The sequence below is a fragment of the Actinomadura scrupuli genome (assembly GCF_050971785.1).
In the GTDB taxonomy this organism is placed as follows: Bacteria; Actinomycetota; Actinomycetes; order Streptosporangiales; family Streptosporangiaceae; genus Actinomadura_E; species Actinomadura_E scrupuli.
In genome coordinates this window covers 1,101,647-1,126,944 of record NZ_JBPCCU010000002.1, presented here as the reverse complement: position 1 = coordinate 1,126,944, position 25,298 = coordinate 1,101,647, and the positions used below count along the sequence as shown (strand labels likewise).

Sequence of the window (25,298 nt, the reverse complement as noted above, 5' to 3'; positions counted from 1 at the left end):
CTGATGCCTCATCCGCCCGGTTCGGGCCCGTCACCCCTGGATCTCAACGGCCGCTGAAGTCCGGGCGGCGTCCGTCGCGCTGGGCGGCCAGGCCCTCCAGCAGATCCCGCGAGGTCATGGTCACCGGCTGGGCGAGTGACTCCCAGCGCAGCGCGGCCTCCAGGCTCGGTGGCCCCCCGTCGGACAGCGCCACCTTGGTGAGCCGGGTGGCCACCGGTGCCTGCGCCGCGATCTCCCCGGCGATCTCCAGCGCCTCCTGGAGCACCCGGTCCCGCGGCACGGCCCGGTTGACCAGTCCGATGGACTCCGCCTGCGCGCCGGTCACCGTACGGCCGGTGAACAGCAGCTCGCGGGCGCGCGGCAGGCCGACGGCCTCGGGGAACAGGAACGTCGCCGCCATGCCCGGATGCAGGCCCAGCGCGGTGAAGGGCGCCAGCAGTTTGGCGTCGTCGGCCACGTAACGCAGGTCACAGGCGAGGGCGAGGCACAGCCCCGCGCCGACCGCATGGCCGTTGACGGCGGCGATCGTCGGCACCTCGAGCCGCCGGATCGCCAGCCAGCTCCGGTAGAACTCCAGCATGTGATCACGGAGGGCCGGCAGCTCGACGTCGTTGCGCTCCGCGAGCCAGGACAGGTTGCCGCCGGAGGAGAAGGCGCTCCCGGCGCCGGTGACCACGACGCAGCGCAGCGCCGGGTCGGTCCCCAGCTCGGCCATGGTCTGTTTCCAGGCCGCGGTCATCTCGTCCGACATGGCGTTGCGGCGCGCGGGGTCGTTCAGTGTGAGGACGACGATCCCGTCGGGGCGGCGGTCCACGCTCAGCTGTTCGTACATGCCAGGAGGCTATCCACGCCCGCCCGGGGCGGCCGGACCGGCCGGGGCGGTCCGCCGATCACCATCGGAGCGGCCCGCGTACGTCGCGAGCCGGTCGTTCACGGCCGTACGGAACTCGCAAGGCGGATCATGTCAAGAGCCCGCAGGGTTCGTGAGAAACGCCACCGGGCAAACATTTCGCCAGGTGGCTCGCCGCGTGACAAAGCCCTGCCCAGGATTCGTCAAGGTCGTTGTGGCGTAAACGACCACTTATCGCGGAGAATGGGCCGGTGACCGATCTCCCTCGCCGCGCGGTGACGCGGACGGCAAAGCTAGCGACCCTGCCCATCGGATTCGCCGGGCGTAGCGCTCTCGGCCTCGGCAAGCGCACCATCGGCCGGCCCGCCGAGCTCGTCGCCCAGGAGATTCAGACCCGCACCGCCGAGCAGCTGTTCAAGGTTCTGGGCGAGCTCAAGGGCGGGGCGATGAAGGTCGGCCAGATGCTCTCGATCTTCGAGGCGGCACTGCCTCCGGAGATCGCGGGCCCCTACCGCAGCATGCTGACCAAGCTGCAGGACTCCGCTCCCCCGATGCCCGCACGCACCGTGCACGCGGTGCTGGCGGAGAACCTGGGACCGGACTGGCGCGAGCAGTTCACCGAGTTCGACGACAGGCCCGCCGCGTCGGCGTCGATCGGGCAGGTGCACAAGGCCGTCTGGCACGACGGCCGCACCGTCGCGGTCAAGGTGCAGTATCCCGGCGCGGGCAAGGCCCTGATCAGCGACTTCAACCAGCTCGCCCGGATCGGCAAGCTGTTCGGGGTGCTGATGCCCGGGCTGGACATCAAGACGATGCTCGCCGAGCTCAAGGAACGCGTGGTCGAGGAGCTCGACTACTCCATCGAGGCCGAGTCGCAGGCGATCTTCCACAAGGCCTACCTCGACGACCCCGACTTCTTCATCCCCGAGGTGATCTCACAGTCGGGGAACGTGCTGGTCACCGAGTGGATGGAGAGCGGCCTTCCGCTCTCAAAGATCATCAACGAGGGCACCCAGGAGCAGCGTGACCATGCCGGGCTGCTCTACTGCCGGTTTCTGTTCTCCGGGCCGGCCCGCAGCGGCCTGCTGCACGGCGACCCGCATCCGGGCAACTTCCGGTTGCTCGACGACGGCCGGCTGGGCGTCCTGGACTTCGGCGCGGTCGACCGGCTGCCCGGCGGCTTCCACCGCCGCATCGGCCGGCTGATGCGGATCGGCACCATGCTGGACATCGAGGAGATCGAGCGCACGCTCCGCGAGGAGGACTTCCTCCGCGAGGGCGTCACGGTCGACCCGGAGGGCCTGCGGTCCTTCATCGCGCCGATCGCCGAGCCGCTCATCGAGGACACGTTCAAGTTCAGCCGGGAATGGCTGCGCGAACAGGCCGCCCGGGTCACCGACCTGCGCCCGACCAACGTCGTCCGGCAGCTCAACCTGCCGCCGTCGTACGTGATCATCCACCGGGTGGTGTCGGCCGGCACCGGGGTGCTGTGCCAGCTCGAAGCCGAGGGCCCGTTCCGCGGCGAGGCGCTCCAGTGGGTGCCCGGCTTCGCCGACGACGCGGACGACGCCTCCGCCGACGACGAGGAAGAGCTCACCGGCTGACCACGGCCCCGCTCCCTCCGTGATCATGCAATCAATGGTCGATTGATTGCATGATCACGGAGGGGATGACGGAAAGCCGGGATGACGGAAAGCGGGGCCCCTGCCTGTGGCAGGGGCCCCGCTTTTCTGTGCTCGTCCGGGAACCACCGGACCGGCAAACCATCCAAGAAGGCCGGCCGGCGGTTCTGCTACCGGCATACCACCGGGCTTACCGGGCGAGCAGGAGGCGGCGCACTCGCAGCGCCCGTACCCGGGCGTCGCGGCGGGCGCGCCTGACGGCGCGGACCCTGGCGGCCGCATGGACGTTCTGGACGATCTCCCTGTCCAGGGAGCGTATTCGCTCCCTGGACAGTTCGACGCTGAGCAAGCTCACCTTGCGCTCCTTGATCGCGGAGGGGTTGAGTCCCTCCGGACGGCTGATGGTGGGGACGGCGATCGGCGTGGTGCCGATCGTGGAGACGGTGCTCATACAGTGACCTCGTTGGCCTCGCGAGCGTCCTTCCGCGGCCGGCCCCGGGGCCGCTTGCGCGCCACGATCTCGCCGCGTACGAACAGCTCACCACCCCAGACGCCCCACGGCTCCTGCCGCTCGAGCGCTCCGGCCAGGCAGGCCTTGCGGATCGGGCAGTCCAAGCAGAGCGCCTTGGCCAGCTCGACGTCGGCGGGCGCCTCGGCGAAGAACAGGTCCGAGTCGGTCCGGCACGGGAGCAGCAGGTCCTCCGCGTTGGCGGTGAGGGCCAGCTCCTGCATCGGTGTCACCCCATTTTCCTCTCGTTGGATCTCAACGGGTTCAGTCGGTATTGGTCGTCCGGCCAAATAAAGAAGGCCGCGGATCCGATGTGCTGGATCCGCGGCCTGGGGGCTAACCGGTGCTTGTTAGACCGGTGGCCTCCAGGGGTACGGACCCGACACGCCAGGCTTGATGGCGCCCATGTGGGCCGTCGGAGCGATCGGGCCGGTGGCGGAGAAGACACTCCGCCCCTGCTCGTCCTGGCGCTGCCTGCGCAGGGCAGACTGCAGCTCATCGCGCAGTCGCTCCCCATTGACGGAGAGCGGTTCGCCGACGGACACGAGCTGGTTCTGGACATCCCACGACGTCAAGAACGCCGGCTCGGGCGCGAAGGCTTTGGGCGCGAGGGCATAGGAGCCAGGGCAGGTGTCGGCCCAGGTCGGCTCTTGCTGCATGAAGATTCTCACCGGATCGGACACCACCTTCCTGGCTCTCTGGCCGCACGCACCGGGCGCTCGGCTGCTGAAGTGATGAGTAGAGCGTACGAGGAGGACCCGAAATCAATCAAGGCATTTTTGACCTGCGATTTTGTGCAGGATTCCACGGAACCGGCCGGCCTTCTCCTACGTCGGTGCTCCGGGTCGGTTCGCGGCCCCCCGCGCGCCACGCCGGGTCATCGCTCCGGTGGGGCGGGTGAGTCCTCCTGAGTCCTCCGCGCAGGGCCGCCGGCCGATGCCGGAACCCCTGGCATCCAGCACCACAGGCGAACCGATCGGAGGTGATATTTAACTTCACCGACGAACAGTGGTGTCAAACCCGTCTATGCACCTTGATCTGCCATCATTTGCCTCCAATTGATCAGATGGAGCGCTCCAATGGCAGATGTCCACTACTTCACCTATGGCTGGCTGACCCCCGTCCTCGCCTACGGGATGTCGTTCATAGGCTCCCTGCTGGGGCTGGAGTTCGCCTCCCGGGCCCGGGGCATGGCGGGTGGCAGCCGGGCCCGCTGGCTGGCCGGCGCGGCGGTGGCCATCGGCGGCACCGGGATCTGGGTGATGCACTTCATCGCCATGCTGGGCTTCACGGTCACGGGAGTACCGATCCGCTACGACGTCCCGCTGACCCTCGCCAGCGCGGTCGCCGCCGTGGTCGTGACGGGTGCCGGTCTGTTCATCATCGGGTTCACGAAGCCGCGCCTGGTACCACTGCTGCTGGGCGGGCTGGTCACCGGCTCCGGGGTGGCGGCCATGCACTTCATGGGGATGGCGGCCCTTCATGTCGGCGCGAAGGTGCACTATGACGCGACGTTGGTCGCCCTGTCCGTGCTGATCGCCATCGTGGCCGCCACCGCCGCGCTGTGGGCGGCCCTGTGGGTCCGGGGTCTGCCCGCCACCCTCGGCGCGGCCGCCATCATGGCGTTCGCGGTGAGCGGCATGCACTACACGGGGATGGCGGCGATGCAGGTGCACAGCGGGATGACCATGGACACGCCCGCGGGCTCGCCCGCCCTCGACCTGCTGCTGCCGCTCATCCTGGGGGTCAGCGTGGTGACGGCGGGCCTGCTGCTCACGATCGGGGTCCTGCCCAGCGAGACCGAGCGGCGCTCCGAGGAGGAACTCCGGGAGCGCATCGGCCGCCGCTGGAACGGTCCGAACGGGTGCCATACGAGTCCGGGGAGTTCGGCCGGGGCGCATCCGGCGGTCAGGGAGGCGATCAGTCGGTGACCCGGACCAGGCCCTCCTGCATGACCGAGACGACGAGTTGCCCGTCCTGGGTGAAGACCTGACCGTGGGCAAGCCCCCGGGCGCCACCGGCGAAGGGCGTGTCCTGGGCGTACAGCAGCCACTGGTCGGCGCGGAAGGGCCGGTGGAACCACATGGCGTGGTCCAGGCTGGCCCCCATGGTGCGCTGGTCGCCCCAGGCCAGCCCGTGGTTGAGCAGCACGGTGTCGAGCAGCGTCATGTCGGAGGCGTAGGTCATCAGGCAGACGTGCAGCAGCGGGTCGTCGGGCAGATCCCCATCGATCTTCAGCCACACCTTGGACTCGGGGGTGGTCAGCGCCGGATCCTTGGCCGCCTCCCAGGTCATCGGAGTGGCGTGCCGGAGGTCGAAGGGACGGCGGCGGGTGAACTCGTCGGCGAAGCGCTCACCGAACAGCGGGACGAGCCGGTCCCGGTTGGTGGGCAGCGTCTCCGGGTCGGGTGCGTCCGGCATCGCCGCGTGGTGCTCGGGCCCGTCCTCGGCCACCTGGAAGGAGGCCGACAGGGTGAAGATCGCCTTGCCGTGCTGAATGGCGGCCACCCGCCGGGTGGTGAACGAACGCCCGTCGCGGATCCGGTCCACGGTGTAGACGATCGGCACCAGCGGATCTCCGGGCCGGATGAAGTACGCGTGCAGCGAGTGCACGGGCCGGTTGACCGGGACCGTACGGCCGGCCGCCACCAGTGCCTGCCCGGCCACCTGCCCGCCGAAGACCCGCTGCTGGCGGTCCTCCGGGCTGCGCCCCCGGAAGATGTCGTTCTCGATCTGCTCGAGATCGAGGATCTCCAGCAGTTCCTTGAGCGCAGCGCTCATGGTTGGCTCCGCTCACCCTGCGCCGTCCGGCGCGCTTGCGACACGACGTGTTTCACGCCGGTCAGTTTCCCAAATCGACCAGTGTGGGCGGTGTCTCCCCCCGGCCCAGTGCCAGTATGGCGGCACCATAACGCTCCAGCTTCACCGCGCCCACGCCGGGGATGCCGGAAAGGTCCTGTTCAACGACGGGCTTGCGCTCGGCGATGGCCTGCAGGGTCGCGTCGGTGAACACGACGTACGCGGGCACCTTCAAAGCCTTGGACACCTCCACCCGCCACTCCTTGAGCCGGGTGAACAGCGCCTCGTCCAGATCAGCGGGACACGACTGGCAGCGCGCCAGCTTGCGCTCCAGCGCGGCCGTCAGCGGACGCCCGCACACCCGGCATGGCTGGGGGCCGCTGCGGCCGCCGCCGCGCTTGGCCCGGTCGACCCGGGCCGGGGTGGGGGTCGAGGTGTGCGGGGCGAGCCCGTCCAGGAACCGCGACGGCCGGCGCGCCTTCCTGGCCCCCGGCGCCCGTGCCAGGGCCCACGACAGCGAGAGGTGCTCCCTGGCCCGGGTGATCCCGACGTAGAGCAGCCGCCGTTCTTCCTCGATCTGCGCGGGCGTCTCCGCGTAGATGATCGGCAGGGTGCCGTCGACCAGGCCGATGAGGAACACCGCGTCCCACTCCAGGCCCTTGGCCGCGTGCAGCGAGGCGAGCGTCACGCCCTCCAGCGGCGGCGCGTGCTGCACCTGGGCGCGCTCCTCGAGCTCGGCGACGAACTCCGCCAGACCGGCCTTCGGATCGGCCGCCGCCATGTCCTCGGCGAGCTGTGCCAGTGCGGCCAGGGACTCCCACTTCTCCCGCGCCGCCCCGGCGCCCTCGGGCGCCTGGTCGGTGAACCCGCTGCCCGACAGCACGTGGCGCACGGTCGCGATCAGCCCGGTGCCGTCGGTCTCCGCGTCCGCCCCGGCCCGCGCCGCGCCGCGCAGCCGCACGACGGCCTCGCGCACGGCGGGCCGCTCGAAGAACCGCTCGGCGCCGCGCAGGACGTACGGTATGCCCGCGTCGGTGAAGGCCTGCTCGTACGCCTCCGACTGGGCGTTGATCCGGAACAGCACCGCGATGTCGCGGGCGGGCACGCCGTTCTCGATGAGCTTGCGCGCCTTGCGGGCGACGTCGTCGGCCTCGGCCACCTCGTCGTCGTACTCGGCGAAGGCCGGCTCGGGGCCGTCCTCGCGCTGCGCGATCAGCTCCAGCCGGTGCTGGCGCCCCTCTCCCCTGGCCGCCTCCAGCACGCCGTTGGCCAGCCGGACGACCTGCGGGGTCGAGCGGTAGTCGCGGACCAGCTTGACCACCGTCGCCCGCGGGTGGTCCTTGGTGAAGTCGAGGAGATAGGACGGGCTGGCACCGGTGAAGGAGTAGATCGTCTGGCTGGGGTCACCGACCACGCAGAGCTCGTCGCGGCCGCCCAGCCAGGTGTCGAGCAGCAGCTTCTGCAGCGGGTTGACGTCCTGGAACTCGTCCACCACGAAATGGCGGTACTGGTCGCGCACCTGCTCGGCGACCTCACGGTGCTCGGTGAGCACGGCGGCGGTGAGCTCCAGCATCCCCTCGAAGTCGAGCAGGTTGCGCTCGCGCCGGAGCGTTTCGTACATCGTGTAGACGCGGGCCACGTCGACCGGGTCCACCGGGGCCTTCCGCGCGGTGCGGACCATCGCCCCGGGGTAGTCCTCGGGCCGGAGCTGGGTGACCTTGGCCCACTCGATCTCGCCGGCGATGTCGCGCAGCTCGGTGCGGCCGAACGTCAGCCGGCAGCCGCGGGCGGCGTCGGCGACCAGGCCGATCTTGGACTCGACGATCCTAGGCGGCTCGCCGCCGATGACCCGCGGCCAGAAGTAGGTGAGCTGGCGCAGCGCCGCCGCGTGGAAGGTGCGGGCCTGCACCGCCGGGGCGCCCAGCGCGCGGAGCCGCCCGCGCAGCTCGCCCGCCGCGCGGGTGGTGAACGTCACGGCCAGCACCCGCTGCGGTGCCATGACCCCGGTCAGCGTGGCGTAGGCGATCCGGTGGGTGATCGCCCGGGTCTTGCCCGTGCCCGCACCGGCGAGCACGCACACCGGCCCGCGCACGGCCTCGGCGACCGCGCGCTGCTCCGGATCGAGCCCCTCCAGCACCGCCTCGGCATCCATGTCACACATCCTTGCAGGAGCCACAGACGGATTGGTCGCTACGCGGCAACCTGTGGATGACGTGCTCGTCACCCTCCGGCCGCCGCAGAGCCCGCCCGAGACCCGCCGGAGACCGGCCCGAGACCCGCCGCGAGCCCCGCCCGCGGCGCGACGGGAACCGCCGGAATGTAGTTCGGGAGCAGAGCGTTGCGCTCTGTACGGTTCCCGGATCGACCGCGGAACGGCGACGGACCCCACCTCGAGGAGCGGCACGCGATGTCCACTGTCCCCACCGGCCGGCTGACGATGTACACCACGACCTGGTGTGGCTTCTGCCGGCGGCTCAAGAGCCAGCTGGCCCGTGAGGGCATTCACATGGTGGAGATCGACATCGAGCGCGACACCTCCGCCGCGGAGTACGTCATGAGCGTCAACGGCGGCAACATGACCGTTCCCACGGTGGTCTTCCCGGACGGCACCGCCGTGACCAACCCGAGCGCCAAGTTCGTCAAGGCCCGGCTGGCCACCCTGTCCTGATCCGCGCCCCGGGGCGGCCCGGGGCGGCCCCCGGGCCCCGGGCCGGGGCCCGGTCAGGGGAGGCGCGAGCCCCGGAAGCGGGAGACCTCGCCGCCGTACCACCTGCTGATCATCCGGCTGGCGATGGAGAGCCTGCCGGGAGCCATGATCTCGCCCGCCTGGACCGCCGCGCCGAACTCCTCCCGGGTGTACCACGCGGCGTCGAGGATCTCCGTCGGGTCCGGCCGCAGGTCCTCGGACGGGGTCGCGCTCTCGTCGACCCGGCAGAAGAAGCCGAGCATGAGACTCTGCGGCAGCGGCCACGGCTGGCTGCCGACGTAGCGGATGTCGTGCACCACCAGCCCCACCTCCTCGTGCACCTCCCGGGCGACCGCCTGCTCGAGGGACTCCCCCGGCTCGACGAACCCGGCCAGCACGGACCGCATCGCCTCGGGCCAGGCGGGGCCGCGGGCCAGCAGGATCCGGTCGGCGGCGTCGGTGATCAGCATGATCACGGCGGGGTCCAGGCGCGGGAAGTGCTCTGATCCGTCGACGGGACAGACCCGTACGTGCCCGGCCGCCGCGAGTTCGGTGCGGGCGCCGCAGCGCGGGCAGTGCTGGTGCGTCGCGTGCCAGTGCTCCAGGGCGACCGCGTGGGTGAGCAGCCCGGAGTCGCGGTCGTTCAGGAGCGCTCCGATCTGCCGCAGGTCCGCCCGCTCGGCCCCCTCGATGACCGGCAACGCACCGGAGACCGCGAAGTAGGCGACCCCGTCGGTGTCGACCCCCATCAGGTAGCGCTCGCCGGTCTCGGTCAGCTCCGCGGCCGGGACCAGCACCAGGGAAGGGACGTCCTGGACCTGGACGAGCGCCTGCCCCTTCTCGACGGCGAAGACCCGGCTGCGCGGATCGGCCCAGATCTCGGCCAGCCACGCGTCGTCCCTGCGCCGCTCGGCCATCCGGTCGAGGGTGCCGCGCGCCAGTGCCAGCCAGCCCAGTTCGGTCACGAAGGTCCCTTCACTCGTTCGTTCCGCTCGCGGCGTCCCCGGCGGATCCAACCGGTCGCCGCAGGCTCCCGGCGCCATGCCCCGGAGCGGCAGGTGCCCGCAGGCTCGCCGCGAGCTCGTCCCAGAGGTACGCGGCCGACTCCGCCCCCTTGAGCAGCAACGGCATCTCGACCTTCTCGTTGGGCGCGTGGGCGCGGTCGTCGCCCAGGCCGACCGCCAGGAACACCAGCGGGGCCTCCAGGATGTCGGCCAGATCGGCCTCGGGGCCGCTGCCGCCCTCCCGGGTGAACAGCACCTCCGTGCCGAAGGCCCGCTCCATCGCCCGCCTGGCGGCCTGCACCGCGGGAGAGCCGATCGGCGAGAAGCAGGGCCGCACCCCGGCGCCGGAGAGGGTCACCGTGGCCCGGACGCCCGGCGGGAGGTGCGTGGCGACGTACGCCTCCAGGGACTGCTGGACCTTCAGCGGCTCCTGGCCGGCGACCAGCCGGAAGGAGAGCTTGGCGTGCGCCTCCCTGCCGATGATCGTCTTGCCGCCGGGGCCGGTGTGGCCGCCCCACATGCCGTTGATCTCGGCGGTGGGCCGGGCCCAGATCCGCTCCAGCGTGGTGAAGCCGCGCTCTCCGTACGCCGCCAGGCTGTTGCCGGCGGTCTTCAGCCAGGCTGCCTCGTCGAAGGGCAGCCGGGCGAACAGCTCGCGTTCCTCGTCGGTGAGCTCGACCACGTCGTCGTAGAAGCCGGGCAGCGTGACCCGCCCGTCCGCGTCGTGCAGCCCGGCGAGCAGCGCGGCCATCGCGTGCAGCGGGTTGGGCACCCCGCCGCCGAACGAGCCGGAGTGCAGATCCACCTCGGGGCCGTACAGGCCGATCTCGGCCTCGGTGACTCCGCGCATGCCGACGCACATGGACGGGACGTCGCTCGCCCACATGGAGGTGTCGCTGATGACGATCACGTCGCAGGCGAGCCGGTCGCGTTCCCTGGTGAGCAGGTCGGGGAAGTGCACCGAACCGGACTCCTCCTCGCCCTCGACGAGGAGCTTGAGGTGCACCGGCGGGGCGGTGGCGCCGCGCGCCGCCAGGTTGGCCCGCAGCCCGAGGGTGTGGAACAGGACCTGGCCCTTGTCGTCGGAGGCGCCCCGGCCGATGAGCTGCTCGCCGCGCTCGACGGGCTCGAACGGCGCGGTCAGCCATTCGCCGGCCGGTTCGCCCGGCTGTACGTCGTGATGCCCGTACACCAGTACGGCGGGCGCGGCCGGATTCTCGGCCGGCCACTCCGCGAAGACCGCCGGCAGTCCCGGGGTCTCCCACACCTCCACGGTCGGGAAGCCGGCCTCGCGCAGGTACCGCGCCAGCCACTGCGCCGAGCGGTGCACGTCGCCGTGGTGCGCGGGGTCTCCGGAGACCGACGGGATCGCCAGCCACTGCTTCAGGTCCGCGAAGAACCCGCTCGCGCCGGCCTCGACGAAGTCACGAACGTTCACTCCATGCCCCTTCGCATGTCGTCAGGCGTGTCACTCTAGTTCGGGGGCCGTCCGGGTCCCGCAGGGAGGGAGCGCAGTGATCTTCATCGACCCGCCGCTGTGGCCGACGCGCGGTCGTGTCTGGTCTCACCTGGTCAGCGACGAGTCCTTCGAGGAACTGCATCTGTTCGCGGCCCGGCTCGGCATGCCGCCCCGGGCGTTCGAGCGCGACCACTACGACGTGCCCGGCGAGCTGTACGACGCGGCGGTCGAGCTGGGCGCCGCGCCGGTCGGCTGCCAGGAACTGCTCCGGCGTCTCACGGCGTCCGGCCTGCGCCGCCCCAAGCACCGGCCCGCCCCCGCCCAGTGATCCTGGGACGGCCCGCCGGCCGGTAGCCGGCGCACGGACGTGCTCACGGCGTGGGCCGGGCGCGCAGGAGAGTGAGCTCGGTCTCCACGTTGTGGCGGGCCTTCTCCTCGAAGCGGTCCCGGGCCGCCGGCGTACGGAAGAGCGCGGGCAGCGCGAGCAGGCTCCGCAGCACCTCGGCCCGTCCCGCGGCGAAGAGGTCCTCCGGCACGAAGGCGTACTCCTCCCGTACCGCCGACGCGTACGCCGCGTAGTCGGCGGGCGCGGCCGCGAGCACGGCCAGATCCGCGTCGCAGAGCACCTCCCCGTTGGCGTCCCCCGGCTCGGGGGCGTGAGTGGCCGTCAGCCGTACCAGCCGGGCCACCTCGGCGATCGTCTCCGGCGGCAGGTCGGTGTCGGCCAGCATCCGCTCGGCCAGCCGGGCGCTGCGTTCCTCGTTGTCGCCGCGTTCGGGGTCGTAGACGGCGTCGTGGAACCACGCCGCCAGCCGTACCGCGTCGGCGTCGGCGGCGTGCCCGGCGAGCTCCTCCACCAGGCCCAGCACCGCGGTGAGGTGCTCGGCGGTGTGATAGCGCCGGTGCGCCTCGCCGTAGCGCGCGACGAGATCGTCCCCGAGCCGTCTCGTCTCCGGGCCCGCCAGGGCGTCCCACCGCTGTATGAGGTCCATGACAGCCATCTTGGCCGACCCGCTCCGGCCCCGCACCCGGCGGCGCGGAAGCGTGGCACGTCGCCCGGTTTCCGGGCGCGGGGCCCGCCCGCGCACTAAGGTGATCGACTTAGGCAAGGCTTACCTCACTTCAGTTCGTTCCCTCTCGGTGACTCGGCGCAGTCCCGGGGGCTCGTCTCGATCCGGAAGGGTGTGCGCGTGCGGCTCTATCTCGTCGCGGGCAAGGTGACCGACTCGGTGACGCGGGGATTCCTGCCCGCCGCCGCCCGGCTGGGTCTCGAGGTCGTCGTGCTCACCGACCGGCCGTCCGACCACGAGCGGGCGTACGGCTCCGGCCGGGCACCGGAGGGGGCCGCCGGCCTCGGCCACGTCCAGGTGACTGGGTGTGCGGTCACCGACTTCCGCGAGATCATCGAGCACGCCCGCAGGCCGGACGCGATCTTCTCCAACAGCGACCATCTGCAGGCGCCCACTGCCCTCGCCGCCGCCTACTTCGGGCTGCCGGCCAAGGACTGGCAGGCCGCCACCCGCACCAAGAACAAGGCGCTCATGCGGCGGCACCTCGCGGACCTCGGCCTGGACCGGGTCGCCACCGGAGACCCCGCCGACGCCCCGCTGCCTCCCGCCGTGCCGTTTCCCGCCGTGCTCAAGCCCCGGGAGGGCGTGGCCAGCGAGGACGTCTTCCTGGTCAGTGACGCCACCGAGCTGTCGGGCCGGGTGGCGGAGATCCGCCGGCACCGGGCGGATCCGCTCGTCCTGGAGGAGTACCTGCCCGGCCCGCTGCACACCCTGGAGACCCTCGGCGACGGGCGGGGCCTCGCCGTCCTCGGTTCCTTCCGTACGGCGCTGTCGCCGCCGCCGTTCTTCGTCGAGGAGCGGCTCGACTGGGCCCCGCCGCCACCGGAGACCGGCCAGGTGCTGACCCAGCTCGCCGCCCTGGGCGTCGGGTTCGGGGCCTGCCACACCGAGTTCGTCGTGCACGAGGGCCGGGCCCGGCTGATCGAGGTCAACTACCGGATCATCGGTGACCACGGCGACTTCCTGCTCGCCGACCTCCTCGGGGTACCGGTCTTCGAGTACGTACTGCGCCTGCATCTCGGCGAGCCGCTCGACGACCTGCTCCGCCGGGCTCCCGCACCGGGAGACGGCGCCCCGGTCACGTTGCCTGCGGGCGCCGCCCCCAGGAGCCCCGGGCGCGACACCATGATCATGGCGGCGGGGATTCCGTGGCGCGGCTCCGCGGGCGCCGCGCGGCATGCGGCCGTGGACAACGTGCTGGCCGAGCGCTCCGGGACGCTCACGGCCGCCCCGGGCCCGCTGGACCGGGAGACCGGCGGCGTCCGGCTCACGTACCGGCCGCTGCGCGCCCCCGGGGACCGGATCACGCTGACCCGGACCAACCGCGACTACCTCGGCATCATCCAGGTCATCGCGCCCAGCCCGGCGGCGGTCGAGACCGCACTGCGGGCCTTCCGGGCCGAGCACACCTGGGAGATCAGGTGATCGAGGCGCACCTGGCCACCCGGGTGCTCGGCGCCCTCGTCCGGGAGGACTACGGCGGGCTGCGGCGTCTCGTCGCCTCCGGCGGCCACCTGCCGCCGGGCTCCCCCCGCCCCGGCACCGCCCCGTGGCCCGGCGGGATCCTGTCGAGACCGGCGGCGATACCCGGACTGCGGCTGGACGGGGTGCTCGCCCTGGTACGGCGGGTGGCCGATCCGCGCGACGACGTCACGGCGTTCGAGCGCGAGTGCCGGGAGTCCCTCACCACAGAACTGCTGCACGACGCGGTCCACGCCGAGGTCCTGCGGACCCTGCCGCGCGACGAACGGTCCGTCACCGGACCGGGGGTCTTCTACGACACGCTGGCCGCCTACGCCGACCATCCCGTGCATCCGGCCGGGCGCTGCCGGCTGGGGCTGAGCGAGCAGGACCTGCGGCGGTACGCCCCCGAGTTCCATCCGGCGTTCCCGCTCCGCTGGGCCGCCGTGCCGCGGCGGCGGGTGACCTCGGCCGGCGAGCCGCCGGCCTGGTGGCCGTCCGCCGCGGACGTCGGGCTCGGACCCGACCCGTCCCGGGTGCTGTTCCCCGTGCATCCGCTCACTGCGCGGGCCGCCGGTCACGGGGTGCGCCAAGACCGGTCCGGCCGGTCCGCCGGCACCGGCGGGCAGCCCGTGGCCGGAGTCGCGCTCGCGGGTGGCCCGGGGGTCCCGGCGATGCGCTTGGAGACGGCCCGGGCCGCCGGACCGGCGGGTCTGCCGGCCGGGTGCGTGCTCGCGCCCGAGCCGTACCTCCAGGTCAGGCCGACCCTGTCGATGCGGACGGTCTGTGTGGTGGCGGATCCGCTGACCCACGTGAAGGTGCCGTTGCCGACCAGCACCCTGGGCCTGCGCAACCGCCGCTCGATCGTGCCCCGGACACTGCCGGACGGCGCGCAGGTCCAGCGGGTGCTGCGCCGGGTGCTCGACCGCGAACCCGGGCTGCCGGTGCTGCTCGCCGACGAGCAGACCTACGGGCACGCCGGCGACCCGTACCTCGGCTACCTGGTGCGGCGGTTTCCCGCCGGGACCGCCGGCGCCCGGGTCGTCCCGGTCGCGGCCCTGCTGGCCCGCTCGCCGACCGGCCGGTACGTCGTCGAGGACCTGACCGACGACCTCGGCGGGTTCTTCAGCCGCTACCTGCGGGCGCTGTTCGCGTGGAACGTCACCCTGTTCGTCCGGTACGGCATCGCGCTGGAGGCCCACCAGCAGAACGTCTCGGTGGTGCTGCGTCCCGGCACTCTCGAGCTGCTGCTCAAGGACAACGACAGCCCGCTGGTCGATCCCGGCCGGCTCCGCGACGCCCTCGGTGTCGCCTTCGAGCCCGCCGACCGGCGGCTGCTCAGCACCGGCCCGGAGGCGCTCGCCAGGGTCTTCGTCACGATCACCCTGCATCTGTGCGCGGGGGCGATCGCCTTCGGCCTGGCCGATCGCGGGCTGCTGCCGCTCTCCACCGGGCTGGCGCTGATCCGTACCCGGCTCGACGAGGCGCTGGGAGCCTTCGGGACGCGGGCGGCGTTCCTGCGCGAGCGGACCCTGGACGCCGAGACGCTGCCGGTCAAGGCGATGCTCACCGCCGGAACCCTGGTCGACAAGGCCCGCACCGGCGCGGCCGACATCAACAAGCACTACGGGCCGCCCGCACCCAACTACCTGCGCGACGCCTGATCACGCGTCGCATGACCGGGCCGTGCCGGGCGGATCTGCCGGTACATAGCGAAATGAATTGCGGGTAGGGCAGCCTGCATCGCGGTGGACGGGGCTCATTCCGGCGGGCTCGGGTGGGCGGGTCAAAGGGAGTTCCTCAGTGCTGGTCGACCGGGTTCGCAGACTGGGACAGGCGATGGCGGAGCGGCCGCAGCGGTACGCGGTGCTCGGAGCGGAGGTCCTGCGCGGCGCCTGGAACTCCAGGCTGGTGCGGCCCGTCCGGCCGGACCGGGCCGTGCGCCTGCTCTTCCCCGTCGCCCGGTTCGGCATGACCCCGGCCACGGCGGGCGCGATGGCGGCGCTGCGCCATCCCGGCCGCACCGCCGTGATCGACGAGCGCGGCTCCCTGACGTTCGCCGAGCTCGAGCACCGCGCGGCGGCGCTGGCCACCGCACTGCGCACGCGCGTCGGGGAGGGACGGCGGCTCGGCATCCTGTGCCGTAACCACCGGGGATTCGTCGAGGCCGCACTGGCCGGTTCGCGGCTCGGCCACGACGTCGTCTTCCTCAACACCGACTTCTCCGCCAGGCAGCTGAGCGAGGTCCTCGACCGGGAGAACATCGGCGCGCTCGTGCTGGACGAGGAGTTCGACGCGCTGCTCGACGACGCGTCCTTCACGGGCGCGCGGGTGACCGCCTGGCACGACGGCCCGGCCCGCAATCCCACGATCGACGAGCTGGTGGCGGCGACCGAGCCGGAACCGCTGGTCGCCGGGCGCACCGCACGCATGATCATCCTGACGTCCGGGACCACCGGGACGCCGAAGGGCGCCCAGCACGATCTGTCGATCGGCGCCATCGTCCCGGCGATGCTCACTCACCTGGTGCGGGTACCGCTCCGTTCCGGGGAGCCGATCGTCATCGGGCCGCCGCTGTTCCACGTGCTCGGCCTCGCCTACCTGATGACCGGCCTGGGCCTCGGCCTGCCGGTGGTGCTGCACCGGAAGTTCGAGGCCGGGCAGGCGCTGGAGGCCGTCGCGCGGCACCGGGCGGGCGCGCTGGTCGTGGTCCCGGTGATGCTGCGCCGCATCCTGGAGGTGCCGCCGTCCGCCCGGCCCGCCACGCCCTCGCTGCGCGTGGTGATCTGCGGCGGGGCGGCGCTGCACACCGAGCTGTCCCAGGCGTTCATGGACGCGTTCGGCGACGTGCTGCACAACGTGTACGGCGCGACCGAGACCGGTTGGGCCACCATCTCCACCCCGGCGGATCTGCGGGCCGCCCCGGGCACGGTCGGCAGGCCCTCCCTCGGCCTCACGCTGCGCATCCTCAAGCCGGAGGGAGGCGAGGCGGCCACCGGCGAGACGGGTGAGATCTTCGTCGGCGGCGGGCTGAAGTTCGCGGGCTACACCGGAGGCGGCGGCAAGGAGGTCCGCGACGGCCTCACCGGCACCGGCGACCTCGGTCATCTGGACGAGGAGGGCCGGCTGTTCATCGACGGCCGCGCCGACGACATGATCGTCTCAGGTGGTGAGAACGTCTTCCCCGGCGAGGTCGAGGACCTGCTGGAAGGCCACGAGGGCGTCGCCGAGGTAGCGGTGGTGGGGGTCGACGACGAGAAGTTCGGCCAGCGCCTGGTCGCCCATGTCGTGCGGGCCGGCGACTCCGGGAACGGCCAGGTCACCGAGGACGACCTCAAGGACCATGTACGGCGGCACCTGGCGCGCTACAAGGTGCCACGGGACATCGTCTTCGTGGACGAGCTTCCCCGCACCACCACCGGCAAGATCAAGCACCGCGCGCTGAGCAGCTGAGGAACGGGCCGGCTCAGGACCCCGACTCCTTGACCGCCAGGCAGATCCGCGCCAGGTCCCGCAACGCGTCGGCCCGGCGCTCGTCCAGGTCCCGCGTGTCACCGGGCTCCGCGGCGCTCAGCGTGTCCAGCACCAGCGAGAACACCGGCCACTCGGCGGGACCGATGTAGCCCTCGATGTCGAACCCGCCCTCGGCGGCCTCCTCGAGGTCGATGTTGCGGGCGAACGTGGCGAACGCGGCCTCGGCCGCGACCACGCCGATCCGCATCGCGAGCACCGAGGGGGAGGTCTCCTGCCGTCCGTCGGCCTGACCGGGCGAGGGGCGAACACCAGTCATAGAACCCATGTTCGAAGCCTAGCGTTCCCCGCGGCGAGATGTCGAACGTTTGCTCGACGAGCCTGGTCAGGAGGCACGGCCGCCGGAGAGAAGGCCGAAGGCCGCTCAGGAGGCGGTGGCCGCCAGGAAGACATGGGAGTGGGTGAACGAGAGCTCGCCATCGGCGATCTCGGGACGCAGCCCGGTGGGCGGCCCGCCCGCCAGCTCGGCCGTGAGCTCGGCCCGGATCTGCTCGGCCGCGTCCGGCGGCGTCCGCGACTGCTCCAGCCACTGGCCCACCGGGCGCAGGACCTCGAACGTCTCCCGCCGCTTCACCTCCGCGCCGGCCTCGGTGAGCAGGCCGGCGATCTGGTCGGCGGTCAGCAGGGCGGCGTGCGAGGGGTCGCGCAGCCGCTCGATGACATCCGGGTCACCGGGGCCCTCCGAGCGGACGATGTCCGCCACGATCAGGCCGGCACCGGGCCGGCTCACGCGGACCATCTCCCGCAACGCCCCCAGCGGGTCGCTGAAGTGGTGCAGCGAGAAGCGCGTCACCGTCAGGGTGAAGGAGCGATCGAGGTAGGGCAGGTCGGCGGCATCGCCCCTGGCGAAGGTGACGTTGGTGATCCCGTCGCGGTCGGCCCGCCGCTTGCCCTCCTCGAGCATGGCGGTCGACGCGTCGATCGCGGTCACGTGCCGGACCCGGCGTCCGATGGCCCGGGCCACCAGCCCGGTCCAGCAGGCGACCTCCAGGACGACGTCCTCCTGGTCGAGCTCGGGTTCGGCGAAGAACATCAGGCGGCCGAGCGCCTCCGTGACCTCCCACGCGACCTTGTCCTGGGGCGTCACCGTCACACCGACCTCCCTGCGTCGTTCCCGGGATCATCTCTGTAACCACGCGGTTAGACCAGCGAGAGTGACCCAGATCACACTCTCGTCTCGACCGAGCCCGACGCCGGGCGGACCGGCCCCGTACGGCCAACGGCCCATGGCCCGTGCCCGGCGAGCTGCGCCACCTCTGCCACGACCCGTTGTGCCGGCGGGGTACGGGTTCAGACGGCCGGGACCTGGTCGAGGAGGGCGGCGAGGCCGGCCTCGTCGAGCAGGTCGGCGGGCCGGACCGTGACACCGGCGGACACGTAGTGGAAGGCGGCGCTGACCGTCTCCAGCGGCACCCCCTGGAGGGCGGCCCACGCCAGCCGGTAGGCCGCCAGCTGGACCGCGACGAACTCCGCCTCGGCGCCCGACGGCGGCGCGCCGGTCTTCCAGTCGACGACCTCGTGCCCGTCCGCGGTCTTGAAGACCGCGTCCATCCGGCCCCTGACCAGGCGATCACCGATCACCATCTCGAACGGCACCTCGACGTCGAGCGGCTCGCGCGAGGCCCACTCCGAGGCCTCGAACTTCTGCTGCAGCGAGGCCAGGAACGCGTCGTCCGCCGCACCCTCGTCGGCGGCGCCGGGCAGTTCGTCGGGGTCGAGCAGCCGTTGCTGGCCCCACCGCGACTCCAGCCAGCGGTGGAAGGCGGTGCCGCGGCGGGCGTACGGGGCGGGCGGGCGGGGCATCGGCCGGCGGATGTGCCGGGCCAGTGCCTCGGGGTCGCGGGCCAGCGACACCAGCGACGAGACCGACAGGTTGCCGGGGAGTTCCACCTGCAGGCCGTCGCCGGAACGGCCGCGGTCCCGCTCGGCGAGCAGCAGTTCGACATCGCGCGCCCAGGCCGACATCCGGCCCCGGTCCGCGTCGGTCAGCCCCTCGTCGCCCGCCCAGCCTCCGGTACGGCCGGTCATGGCCGCCTCGACCATCCGGGCGCCCTCGTTGATCGCCGCGTACCGCTCGCCGTCCGGGGTGACCGGCCAGGCGCGGTGCTCGGGCTCGGCGAGCAGCGGGTTGTCCGTCCCGTCCTCGGGCGGGTCGGCCCAGGCCGCGACCGAGCCCGCCCCCGCCACGCAGACCTCGCGGATCTCCTCGAGGAACGGCGAGGGCTCCAGCGGCCGGGTCGCCGAGCCCCATCGGTAGCCGGTGGCGATGAGCAGCGAGCGTGCCCGGGTGACCGCGACGTAGGCCAGCCGCCGCTCCTCGCGCAGGTCCCGTTCGGCGCAGGCCTCGTCGAAGGCCGCCAGCTGGTCCTTGTCGAGCCCGGCCAGCCGTGGCAGGTCGCCGGCGTCCCCGCGCAGCGGGAACGGCAGCATCCGCGGATTGGTGGTCCACTTCGAGGATCTCTGTGGCGGTGACGGGAAGATCGACCCCTTGCCCGGGGAGCCGTTCTTGAGGGGTGCGTACGCCAGCCCCGGCACGACGACGACCTGCCACTCCAGGCCCTTGGAGGCGTGCACGGTCAGCAGCTTGACGCTGTTGGTCTCCCCGACCCGGCCCGCCTCCAGGCCGAACTCCTCGGCCTCGGCCGCCTTGAGGTAGGCCAGGAACGCGCCCAGGGTGGGGTCCTCGGCGTCGCCCGCGAACCGCGCGGCCGCGTCGACGAACGCGTCGAGATCGGCGCGGGCGGTCACCGGGTCGAGCCCGGAACGGGCCGCCACCTCGATGTCCAGGCCGAGTGTCCGCTCCACCTCGGTGACCAGATCGGGCAACGGCAGCCCGACCTGGCGGCGGAGACCGCGCAGCTCGTCGCGGAGCCGGGCGAGCCGGCCGAACCCCTCCGGTGAGAAGGCGTCCGGCGCGCCGAGATCGTCGAGCGCGTCCACCAGGCTGCCGGTCTCCTGGGACAGCTCGTTCACCATCGCCCGCAGCGGATCGACGTCCGCGAGACCGGGCGTCGCGTCCGCCGCCGTGGCGTCCTGCCGAAGCCCCCCCGCGTGGTCCTCCGCCTGACCGGACGTACGCTCCCGGCCGGCGGACGCCTCGGGGACCATCACGTCCCGGGAGGACTCGCGGGCCAGCTCGCGGGCCCGGCGACCGAGCACCACGAGGTCTCGCGGGCCCATCCGCCAGCGAGGTCCGGTGAGCAGCCGCGCCAGCGCCGCACCGGCCGTCGGGTCGTGCACCACCCGCAGGGTGGCCACCACGTCCTGGACCTCCGGGACGGTCAGCAGCCCGCCCAGCCCGACCACCTCCACCGGGATGCCGCGTGCCTCCAGAGCCCGGCGGATCAGCGGGAACTGGGATCGCTTGCGGGCCAGCACCGCGATGTCCGAGCACTGCAGCCCGGCCTCCGCACCGGAGCCCGGCTGCTCGGCGGGTCCGCCGTCCGGCGCGGTCTCCGCCGGGGCGGCGAGCAGATGGCCGATCCGGGTGGCGATGCGTTCGGCCTCCTGCTCGACGGTCTCGAAGAGCCCGCACTCGACCCGGCCGCGGCCCCGCCGGTTCTCCCCCGGCCCGAGCGGCGGCACGGATCGCATGTCGGCGCGCAGTTCGAGCTGCACCCTGGCCGCCGCCTCCAGGATGTGCTCACCGTTGCGGAAGCTCATGGCCAGCTCCGCCATCCGCGCCGGAGTCTGCTCGCGGATCGGGAAGTCCTGCGGGAAGCGGAGCAGGTTGCCGGCGCTGGCCCCCCGCCACCCGTAGATCGACTGGCAGGGGTCGCCCACCGCGGTCACCGGATGGCCGCCGCCGAACAGCGACCTGAGCAGGACGAGCTGCGCCTGGCTGGTGTCCTGGTACTCGTCGAGGAGTACGACCGCGTAGCGCGAGCGCTCGATCATCCCGACCTCGGGATGGCCGGCCGCGATCCGGGCGGCGAGCGCCATCTGGTCGCCGTGGTCGACGACCTCGCGCCGGACCTTGGCCCGCCGGTACGCCTCCACCAGCGGCAGCAACTGCTCGCGTACCGCCTGCCCGGCCAGGATGTCGCGCTGGGCCTTCAGCGGCTTGGGCAGCTTCGCGAACCGCTCCGCCAGCCACCCGCCCACCCGGCGTACGTCGTCGGGGGTCCGCAGGTGCTCGGAGAGGTCCCCGGCCAGGTCCATCATCGCCTTGGTGACCGAGTCCGGCGTCCACTCGATCTTGTCCATCGGCCCGTCGTAGGAGTCCACGACCCGGGAGGCGATCTGCCAGGAGACCGCCGGGCTGATGAGCCGCATCGTCGGCTCCAGCGCCTCCCTGAGCGCGTGGTCGCCGAAGAGCCGGGCGGCGTAGGAGTGGTAGGTCGACACGGTGGGCTCACCGTCGAACACCGCGGCGCCGCCCAGCCGTTCCAGCTCGTCCTCGGCCAGCTTGTCCCGGAGCTGGTCCAGCCGCCTGCGGACCCGTACGCCCAGCTCGGCGGCGGCCTTCCTGGTGAAGGTCAGCCCCAGCACCCGCTCGGGCCGGACGAAGCCGTTGGCGACCAGCCACACCACCCGCGCGGCCATGGTCTCGCTCTTTCCCGAACCGGCCCCGGCGACCACCGCCATCGGCGCCAGCGGTGCCTCGATGACCCGCGCCTGCTCGGCCGTCGGCTCCGGGATCTCCAGCAACCGCGCCAGCTCACCGGGGCTGACCAGGGCCATCTCCACCGCCTTCCAGCTCGAAGGTTCGAGCGTACTTCCCCCGCCGCCCGCACAGACGCGCGTTCAGAAGGAAGCATCGAAGCCGGATTTCACGAACTTGCAGGAATCCATTGCCAGGTTTGCGGACGGAAGGAGGTAAATGCCAGCAATTTGCAGACGCTCCACCCCACCCCCCAGTCCCCCACGGCGGGTGGGGCGGGGGGTCACTCGCCGACCTGGCCGCCCTCGTCGTGGACGGGACAGCAGGACCGCACCGGGCAGGTCCGGCAGCCGTCGTTGGCCCTCGCTTCGAAGACCGGGTTGCCCATGCCCTCGGCGACCCGGTCGACGAGCTTCTTCGTCCACTCCGGATCCTCGTCGGCCGCGGGCTCCTCCTGCCGCTGAACACCCTTGCTCTTGATCCGGAACCCGTTGCCGACCTGGACCAGCTCCGCGCCGCCGGGCTCGATCAGCCCGTGCCGCTGGAAGGCGCCGAGCATCACGGCGTACTGGTAGACGCCGAGCTGCGGATGGCGGGGCAGGTCCTTGTCCGGCACCGCGGTGCCGGTGGTCTTGATATCGATGATCACGGCCCGGCCGTCGCTGTCGCGTTCCGCCCGGTCGATCCGGCCCTTGATGACGACCCGCCCCAGGTCGACCTTGAAGGACTCCTCGATGGCCACGATCTCCCGGGGGTTCTCGCGGTGCCAGGCCAGGAACCGGTCCACCATCTTCTCGGCCGTCTGCCGCTGCTTCTTCGCGTACCACGCACTGCGGAAGTCCAGCTCGTCCCAGATCTCGTCCAGCCGCTTGGCCACGTCGACCTCGGTGACCACCTGGTCCTCACCGGCCAGCTCGGCCACCGCGTGGATGACCTTGCCCATCTGGCTGTACTCGTTGTTGCCGCCGTCCTGGGCACCGACCGCCATGGACAGCAGCCAGCGCAGACCGCACTTCTCGAAGGTCTCCACCTGTGACGGCGAGATGGTGACCTGCTCCTCGTCGCGGAACGCCGGGCCCTCGTCGGACAGCGAGGTGATCGCGTACCACGCCGACGGCTTGGCGCCGCGTACGCCCGCACGGGCGAGCCGGGCCAGGTGGCCGGCGGCCGCACGGCGCATCGGCACCGGCCGCCCCGGGTCGGCGACCACCGAGCGCAGGTCGGCGACCAGCGCGGACAGCGACAGCCAGCGGGTCTTCTCGTCCAGGGTGGACTGCTCGAACGCGCCGGGCAGCAACTCGTTGAGGAACCGGGACGGCCGGTCCTCGCTGTCGGCGCCACCGACGGCGGTGGCGATGAGCCGCTTGCGGGCCCGGGTGGCGGCGACGTAGAACAGCCGGCGTTCCTCGTCGAGCAGCTTGGCGCTGACCGAGGCGCCGAAGACCTCGCCGGTCAGCGGGTCCCCGCCGCCGGCCAGCTCGACGAGGTCCTCGATGCCGAGCAGGGAACCGCGCATCCGCAGGTCGGGCCACACGCCCTCCTGGACGCCGGCGACGATCACGACGTCCCACTCCAGGCCCTTCGACCGGTGCGCGGTCAGGATCCGTACGGCGTCGCCCTCGGGCGCGCGCTCGGCCAGTGAGTCACCGGGGATCTCCTGGGCGGCCAGGTCGTCGACGAACAGCTCGGGGCCCGCCTGGGGCAGCCGGTCGACGAACCGGGCGGCGTGGTCGAACAGCGCGACGACGGCGTCGAGGTCCCGGTCCGCGGCCGCGCCCCGCCCGCCGCCCTTGCCGAGCTGCTCGAGCAGCAGGTCGGCCTGCCCGCTCTGCTGCCAGACCGCCCACAGCACGTCCTCGGCGCTGCCGCCCTGGCGCGCGCTCTCCCGCACGGTCTCGATCAGGTTCGCCACCCGCTCGGCGGGCTCCCGGACCCTCGGATGCACCAGCAGCAGCTCGCGCGCGTCGTTCAGCGCGGCCACGAGCAGCTCGCTCGGCGAGCGCGGCTCGGCGCCGTTCTCCCGGGGCACCAGCGTCTCCAGGTCCCGCAGCGCCCGCTTGAGGCGCCGCAGGGCGAGGGCGTCGGCGCCGCCGAGCGGCCCCGCGAGCAGTTCCTCGGCGGTCTCCTCGTCGAGGTGGTCCTTCTTGAGCGCGCAGCGCAGCAGCAGGAGCAGGGGCCGTACGGCGGGTTCCTGCTGGAGCGGAACCTCGTCGCCGGCCACGACCACCGGCACCCCGGCCTGGCTCAGCGCCCGCCGCAACACCGGGACCTGGCGGACGGCGCTTCGCACCAGCACGGCCATCTTGGACCACGGCACGCCGTCGAGCAGGTGGGCCCGGCGCAGCTCGTCGGCGACCAGCGCCGACTCCTGGCTGGGGCTGTCGGCGATGATGACGTGGACCTCGCCCTCCTCGGCGGTGTCCGGCGACCGCAGCTCGCGGTGCGCCACCATCCCGGGGAGCCGTCGCGCGACGCGCCGGGAGGCCTCCAGGATGGCCGGGCCCATGCGCCTGCAGGTCTGCAGGGCGACGACCGGGGCGGGGTCTCCGTCGATGGTGGGGAACCGGCGCCGGAACTCGAGGATGCCCCGGACGTCGGCGCCCCGGAACCCGTAGATCGACTGGTCGGGGTCACCGACCGCGATGAGGTCCCGGCCCTCCCCCGCGAGCTGCTGGAGGAGATGCTCCTGGGCCGGGTCTGTGTCCTGGTACTCGTCGACGAAGACGATGTCGTACGCCTCGCGCTCGCGGAGCCGTACCTCCTCCTCCGACAGCAGCCCGGCGGCCGCCCGGATCAGCTCGGCGTAGTCGAAGGAGGGCACCGGATCGAGGTCGAAGCGCTCGGCGTAACGGTCCATGAAGTGGCCGATCGCGGCCCAGTCCGGTCGCCCGTGCAGCCGGGCGAGGTCGCGCAGGTCGTCCGGCCCGTAACCGCGTTCGGCGGCCCGGAGACAGAAGTCCCTGAGCTCGTCCGCGAAGCCCCGGGTGCCCAGGGTCTCGTGCAGGTTGCCGGGCCAGCCGCGGGCGCCGTCCTCGCGCTCGCCCTCCAGCAGCCTGCGCACCTCGAGAAGCTGCTCGGGGCCCGACAGCAGCCGTGGCGGCAGGTCGTCGGCGAGCACCGCGTCTCGTCGCAGCAGCGCGTACGCGTAGCTGTGAAAGGTGAGCGCCAGGGGCGTGCGCGTGGTCCGGTGGAGCCTGCCGGTGATGCGCTCCCGGAGCTCCACGGCGGCCTTGCGGCTGAAGGTGAGGACCAGGATCTTCTCCGGGTCCACGCCGCGGTTCTCGATGCGGTCGACGACCGCCTCGACGATCGTGGTGGTCTTGCCGGTACCCGGACCGGCGAGCACCAGCATCGGTCCCCGCTCGTGCTCGACCACCCGCCGCTGCTGCTCGTCGAGCAGGGGCGGCAGCGCCTTGGCGTGACTGCCGCGGCGTACGAGACGGTAGGGGGCTACTGGCACAACAGATGATTCCAGCAGAAGATCGGCCCCATACCGACCAGGTCGGCGGCATGTCGCGAAATGCCCGTTGCCGGTCGCCTGCCGCCGCGAGGGATGTGACCATCTCACCGAGGTGGGTCGCACCCCGCGCACCGCCGTGGGCGGCGCGGCCGGTGAACCACCGTCGGTGGCCCACCGTCACAGTGGGTGGACGCGCCGGTACTGCCGGCCGCGTTCACCGACGACGACGGCGCGACCAGGACGGG

The 25,298-nt window shown here is 72.4% G+C and carries 20 protein-coding genes; 7 read left to right on the top strand and 13 right to left on the bottom strand.

Features of this window, described 5'->3' with window-relative positions:
• Positions 1-43 precede the first annotated feature (43 nt).
• Positions 44-832: an enoyl-CoA hydratase/isomerase family protein gene (locus ACRYCC_RS12920; protein ID WP_433811600.1), complete on the bottom strand. Its 789-nt coding sequence runs from the start codon at positions 830-832 to the stop codon at positions 44-46.
• 269 nt (positions 833-1,101) lie between these two features.
• Here ACRYCC_RS12920 and ACRYCC_RS12915 point away from each other — a divergent pair, with 269 nt between their 5' ends.
• Positions 1,102-2,454 carry an ABC1 kinase family protein gene (locus ACRYCC_RS12915; RefSeq protein ID WP_433811598.1) on the top strand — a complete coding sequence of 451 codons (1,353 nt, stop codon included), beginning with the start codon at positions 1,102-1,104 and terminating at the stop codon, positions 2,452-2,454.
• A gap of 208 nt (positions 2,455-2,662) precedes the next feature.
• Here ACRYCC_RS12915 and ACRYCC_RS12910 read toward each other — a convergent pair whose 3' ends face one another.
• The 3 genes from ACRYCC_RS12910 to ACRYCC_RS12900 form a co-directional block, all read right to left on the bottom strand.
• A complete protein-coding gene (locus ACRYCC_RS12910) occupies positions 2,663-2,923 on the bottom strand; it encodes a hypothetical protein (RefSeq protein WP_433811596.1) in 261 nt (86 codons plus the stop codon).
• Complete coding sequence (locus ACRYCC_RS12905; protein ID WP_433812164.1) at positions 2,920-3,204, bottom strand: WhiB family transcriptional regulator; 285 nt, start codon at positions 3,202-3,204, stop codon at positions 2,920-2,922. Before ACRYCC_RS12905 ends, ACRYCC_RS12910 begins: the two co-directional genes overlap by 4 nt.
• A gap of 126 nt (positions 3,205-3,330) precedes the next feature.
• A complete protein-coding gene (locus tag ACRYCC_RS12900) occupies positions 3,331-3,663 on the bottom strand; it encodes a hypothetical protein (protein ID WP_433811594.1) in 333 nt (110 codons plus the stop codon).
• A 396-nt stretch (positions 3,664-4,059) separates the two neighbouring features.
• Between ACRYCC_RS12900 and ACRYCC_RS12895 the strand changes: the two genes are divergently transcribed.
• Positions 4,060-4,911 carry an MHYT domain-containing protein gene (locus ACRYCC_RS12895; protein ID WP_433811592.1) on the top strand — a complete coding sequence of 284 codons (852 nt, stop codon included), beginning with the start codon at positions 4,060-4,062 and terminating at the stop codon, positions 4,909-4,911.
• Here the strand turns inward: ACRYCC_RS12895 and tesB are convergent.
• Together tesB and ACRYCC_RS12885 are read right to left on the bottom strand one after the other, a co-directional pair.
• Positions 4,901-5,761 (bottom strand): acyl-CoA thioesterase II, encoded by an 861-nt coding sequence (tesB, locus tag ACRYCC_RS12890; RefSeq protein ID WP_433811590.1) that lies wholly within the window; start codon positions 5,759-5,761, stop codon positions 4,901-4,903. The genes ACRYCC_RS12895 and tesB overlap by 11 nt on opposite strands.
• A gap of 61 nt (positions 5,762-5,822) precedes the next feature.
• On the bottom strand, positions 5,823-7,931 hold the full coding sequence (locus ACRYCC_RS12885) for an ATP-dependent DNA helicase UvrD2 (protein WP_433811588.1): 2,109 nt from the start codon (positions 7,929-7,931) through the stop codon (positions 5,823-5,825).
• Positions 7,932-8,186: 255 nt separating this feature from the next.
• On the opposite strand from ACRYCC_RS12885, the gene ACRYCC_RS12880 reads away from it, so the two are divergent.
• Positions 8,187-8,447 carry a mycoredoxin gene (locus tag ACRYCC_RS12880; protein ID WP_433811586.1) on the top strand — a complete coding sequence of 87 codons (261 nt, stop codon included), beginning with the start codon at positions 8,187-8,189 and terminating at the stop codon, positions 8,445-8,447.
• A gap of 53 nt (positions 8,448-8,500) precedes the next feature.
• On the opposite strand, the gene nudC is transcribed toward ACRYCC_RS12880, so the two are convergent.
• Both nudC and ACRYCC_RS12870 read right to left on the bottom strand, forming a co-directional pair.
• The gene (nudC, locus tag ACRYCC_RS12875) at positions 8,501-9,382 is read right to left on the bottom strand and encodes an NAD(+) diphosphatase (RefSeq protein WP_433812162.1); all 882 of its coding nucleotides are present in this window, start codon (positions 9,380-9,382) and stop codon (positions 8,501-8,503) included.
• 58 nt (positions 9,383-9,440) lie between these two features.
• Positions 9,441-10,907: a dipeptidase gene (locus ACRYCC_RS12870; protein ID WP_433811584.1), complete on the bottom strand. Its 1,467-nt coding sequence runs from the start codon at positions 10,905-10,907 to the stop codon at positions 9,441-9,443.
• Between the two features lie 76 nt (positions 10,908-10,983).
• On the opposite strand from ACRYCC_RS12870, the gene ACRYCC_RS12865 reads away from it, so the two are divergent.
• Entirely contained in the window at positions 10,984-11,256 is a 273-nt protein-coding gene (locus tag ACRYCC_RS12865; protein WP_433811582.1) for a DUF4031 domain-containing protein, read from the top strand.
• A 43-nt stretch (positions 11,257-11,299) separates the two neighbouring features.
• Here the strand turns inward: ACRYCC_RS12865 and ACRYCC_RS12860 are convergent, their stop codons facing one another.
• Positions 11,300-11,920 carry an HD domain-containing protein gene (locus ACRYCC_RS12860; RefSeq protein ID WP_433811580.1) on the bottom strand — a complete coding sequence of 207 codons (621 nt, stop codon included), beginning with the start codon at positions 11,918-11,920 and terminating at the stop codon, positions 11,300-11,302.
• Between the two features lie 198 nt (positions 11,921-12,118).
• On the opposite strand from ACRYCC_RS12860, the gene ACRYCC_RS12855 reads away from it, so the two are divergent.
• The 3 genes from ACRYCC_RS12855 to ACRYCC_RS12845 all read left to right on the top strand — a co-directional run bounded on the left by ACRYCC_RS12855 (position 12,119) and on the right by ACRYCC_RS12845 (position 16,912).
• Complete coding sequence (locus ACRYCC_RS12855; RefSeq protein WP_433811578.1) at positions 12,119-13,423, top strand: siderophore biosynthesis protein; 1,305 nt, start codon at positions 12,119-12,121, stop codon at positions 13,421-13,423.
• Positions 13,420-15,123 carry an IucA/IucC family protein gene (locus ACRYCC_RS12850; protein ID WP_433811576.1) on the top strand — a complete coding sequence of 568 codons (1,704 nt, stop codon included), beginning with the start codon at positions 13,420-13,422 and terminating at the stop codon, positions 15,121-15,123. The genes ACRYCC_RS12855 and ACRYCC_RS12850 overlap by 4 nt, the downstream gene beginning before the upstream one ends.
• 139 nt (positions 15,124-15,262) lie before the next feature.
• A complete protein-coding gene (locus ACRYCC_RS12845; protein WP_433811574.1) occupies positions 15,263-16,912 on the top strand; it encodes an AMP-binding protein in 1,650 nt (549 codons plus the stop codon).
• Positions 16,913-16,925: 13 nt separating this feature from the next.
• On the opposite strand, the gene ACRYCC_RS12840 is transcribed toward ACRYCC_RS12845, so the two are convergent.
• The 4 genes from ACRYCC_RS12840 to ACRYCC_RS12825 form a co-directional block, all read right to left on the bottom strand.
• Positions 16,926-17,258, bottom strand: coding sequence for a hypothetical protein (locus ACRYCC_RS12840; RefSeq protein ID WP_433811572.1), 333 nt, complete (start codon positions 17,256-17,258; stop codon positions 16,926-16,928).
• 96 nt (positions 17,259-17,354) lie between these two features.
• A complete protein-coding gene (locus ACRYCC_RS12835; RefSeq protein WP_433811570.1) occupies positions 17,355-18,083 on the bottom strand; it encodes a class I SAM-dependent methyltransferase in 729 nt (242 codons plus the stop codon).
• 197 nt (positions 18,084-18,280) lie between these two features.
• On the bottom strand, positions 18,281-21,673 hold the full coding sequence (locus ACRYCC_RS12830; protein WP_433811568.1) for an ATP-dependent helicase: 3,393 nt from the start codon (positions 21,671-21,673) through the stop codon (positions 18,281-18,283).
• A gap of 203 nt (positions 21,674-21,876) precedes the next feature.
• Entirely contained in the window at positions 21,877-25,053 is a 3,177-nt protein-coding gene (locus tag ACRYCC_RS12825) for an ATP-dependent helicase (RefSeq protein ID WP_433811566.1), read from the bottom strand.
• Positions 25,054-25,298 lie beyond the last annotated feature (245 nt).

Bases quoted from the DNA above. Each gene is read 5' to 3' on its own strand.
- ACRYCC_RS12885 (WP_433811588.1), bottom strand. From the start codon at position 7,931: ATGGATGCCGAGGCGGTGCTGGAGGGGCTCGATCCGGAGCAGCGCGCG.
- ACRYCC_RS12920 (WP_433811600.1), bottom strand. From the start codon at position 832: ATGTACGAACAGCTGAGCGTGGACCGCCGCCCCGACGGGATCGTCGTC.
- ACRYCC_RS12880 (WP_433811586.1), top strand. From the start codon at position 8,187: ATGTCCACTGTCCCCACCGGCCGGCTGACGATGTACACCACGACCTGG.
- ACRYCC_RS12840 (WP_433811572.1), bottom strand. From the start codon at position 17,258: ATGGGTTCTATGACTGGTGTTCGCCCCTCGCCCGGTCAGGCCGACGGA.
- ACRYCC_RS12895 (WP_433811592.1), top strand. From the start codon at position 4,060: ATGGCAGATGTCCACTACTTCACCTATGGCTGGCTGACCCCCGTCCTC.
- ACRYCC_RS12905 (WP_433812164.1), bottom strand. From the start codon at position 3,204: ATGCAGGAGCTGGCCCTCACCGCCAACGCGGAGGACCTGCTGCTCCCG.
- tesB (WP_433811590.1), bottom strand. From the start codon at position 5,761: ATGAGCGCTGCGCTCAAGGAACTGCTGGAGATCCTCGATCTCGAGCAG.
- nudC (WP_433812162.1), bottom strand. From the start codon at position 9,382: ATGGCCGAGCGGCGCAGGGACGACGCGTGGCTGGCCGAGATCTGGGCC.
- ACRYCC_RS12910 (WP_433811596.1), bottom strand. From the start codon at position 2,923: ATGAGCACCGTCTCCACGATCGGCACCACGCCGATCGCCGTCCCCACC.
- ACRYCC_RS12860 (WP_433811580.1), bottom strand. From the start codon at position 11,920: ATGGACCTCATACAGCGGTGGGACGCCCTGGCGGGCCCGGAGACGAGA.
- ACRYCC_RS12830 (WP_433811568.1), bottom strand. From the start codon at position 21,673: ATGGCCCTGGTCAGCCCCGGTGAGCTGGCGCGGTTGCTGGAGATCCCG.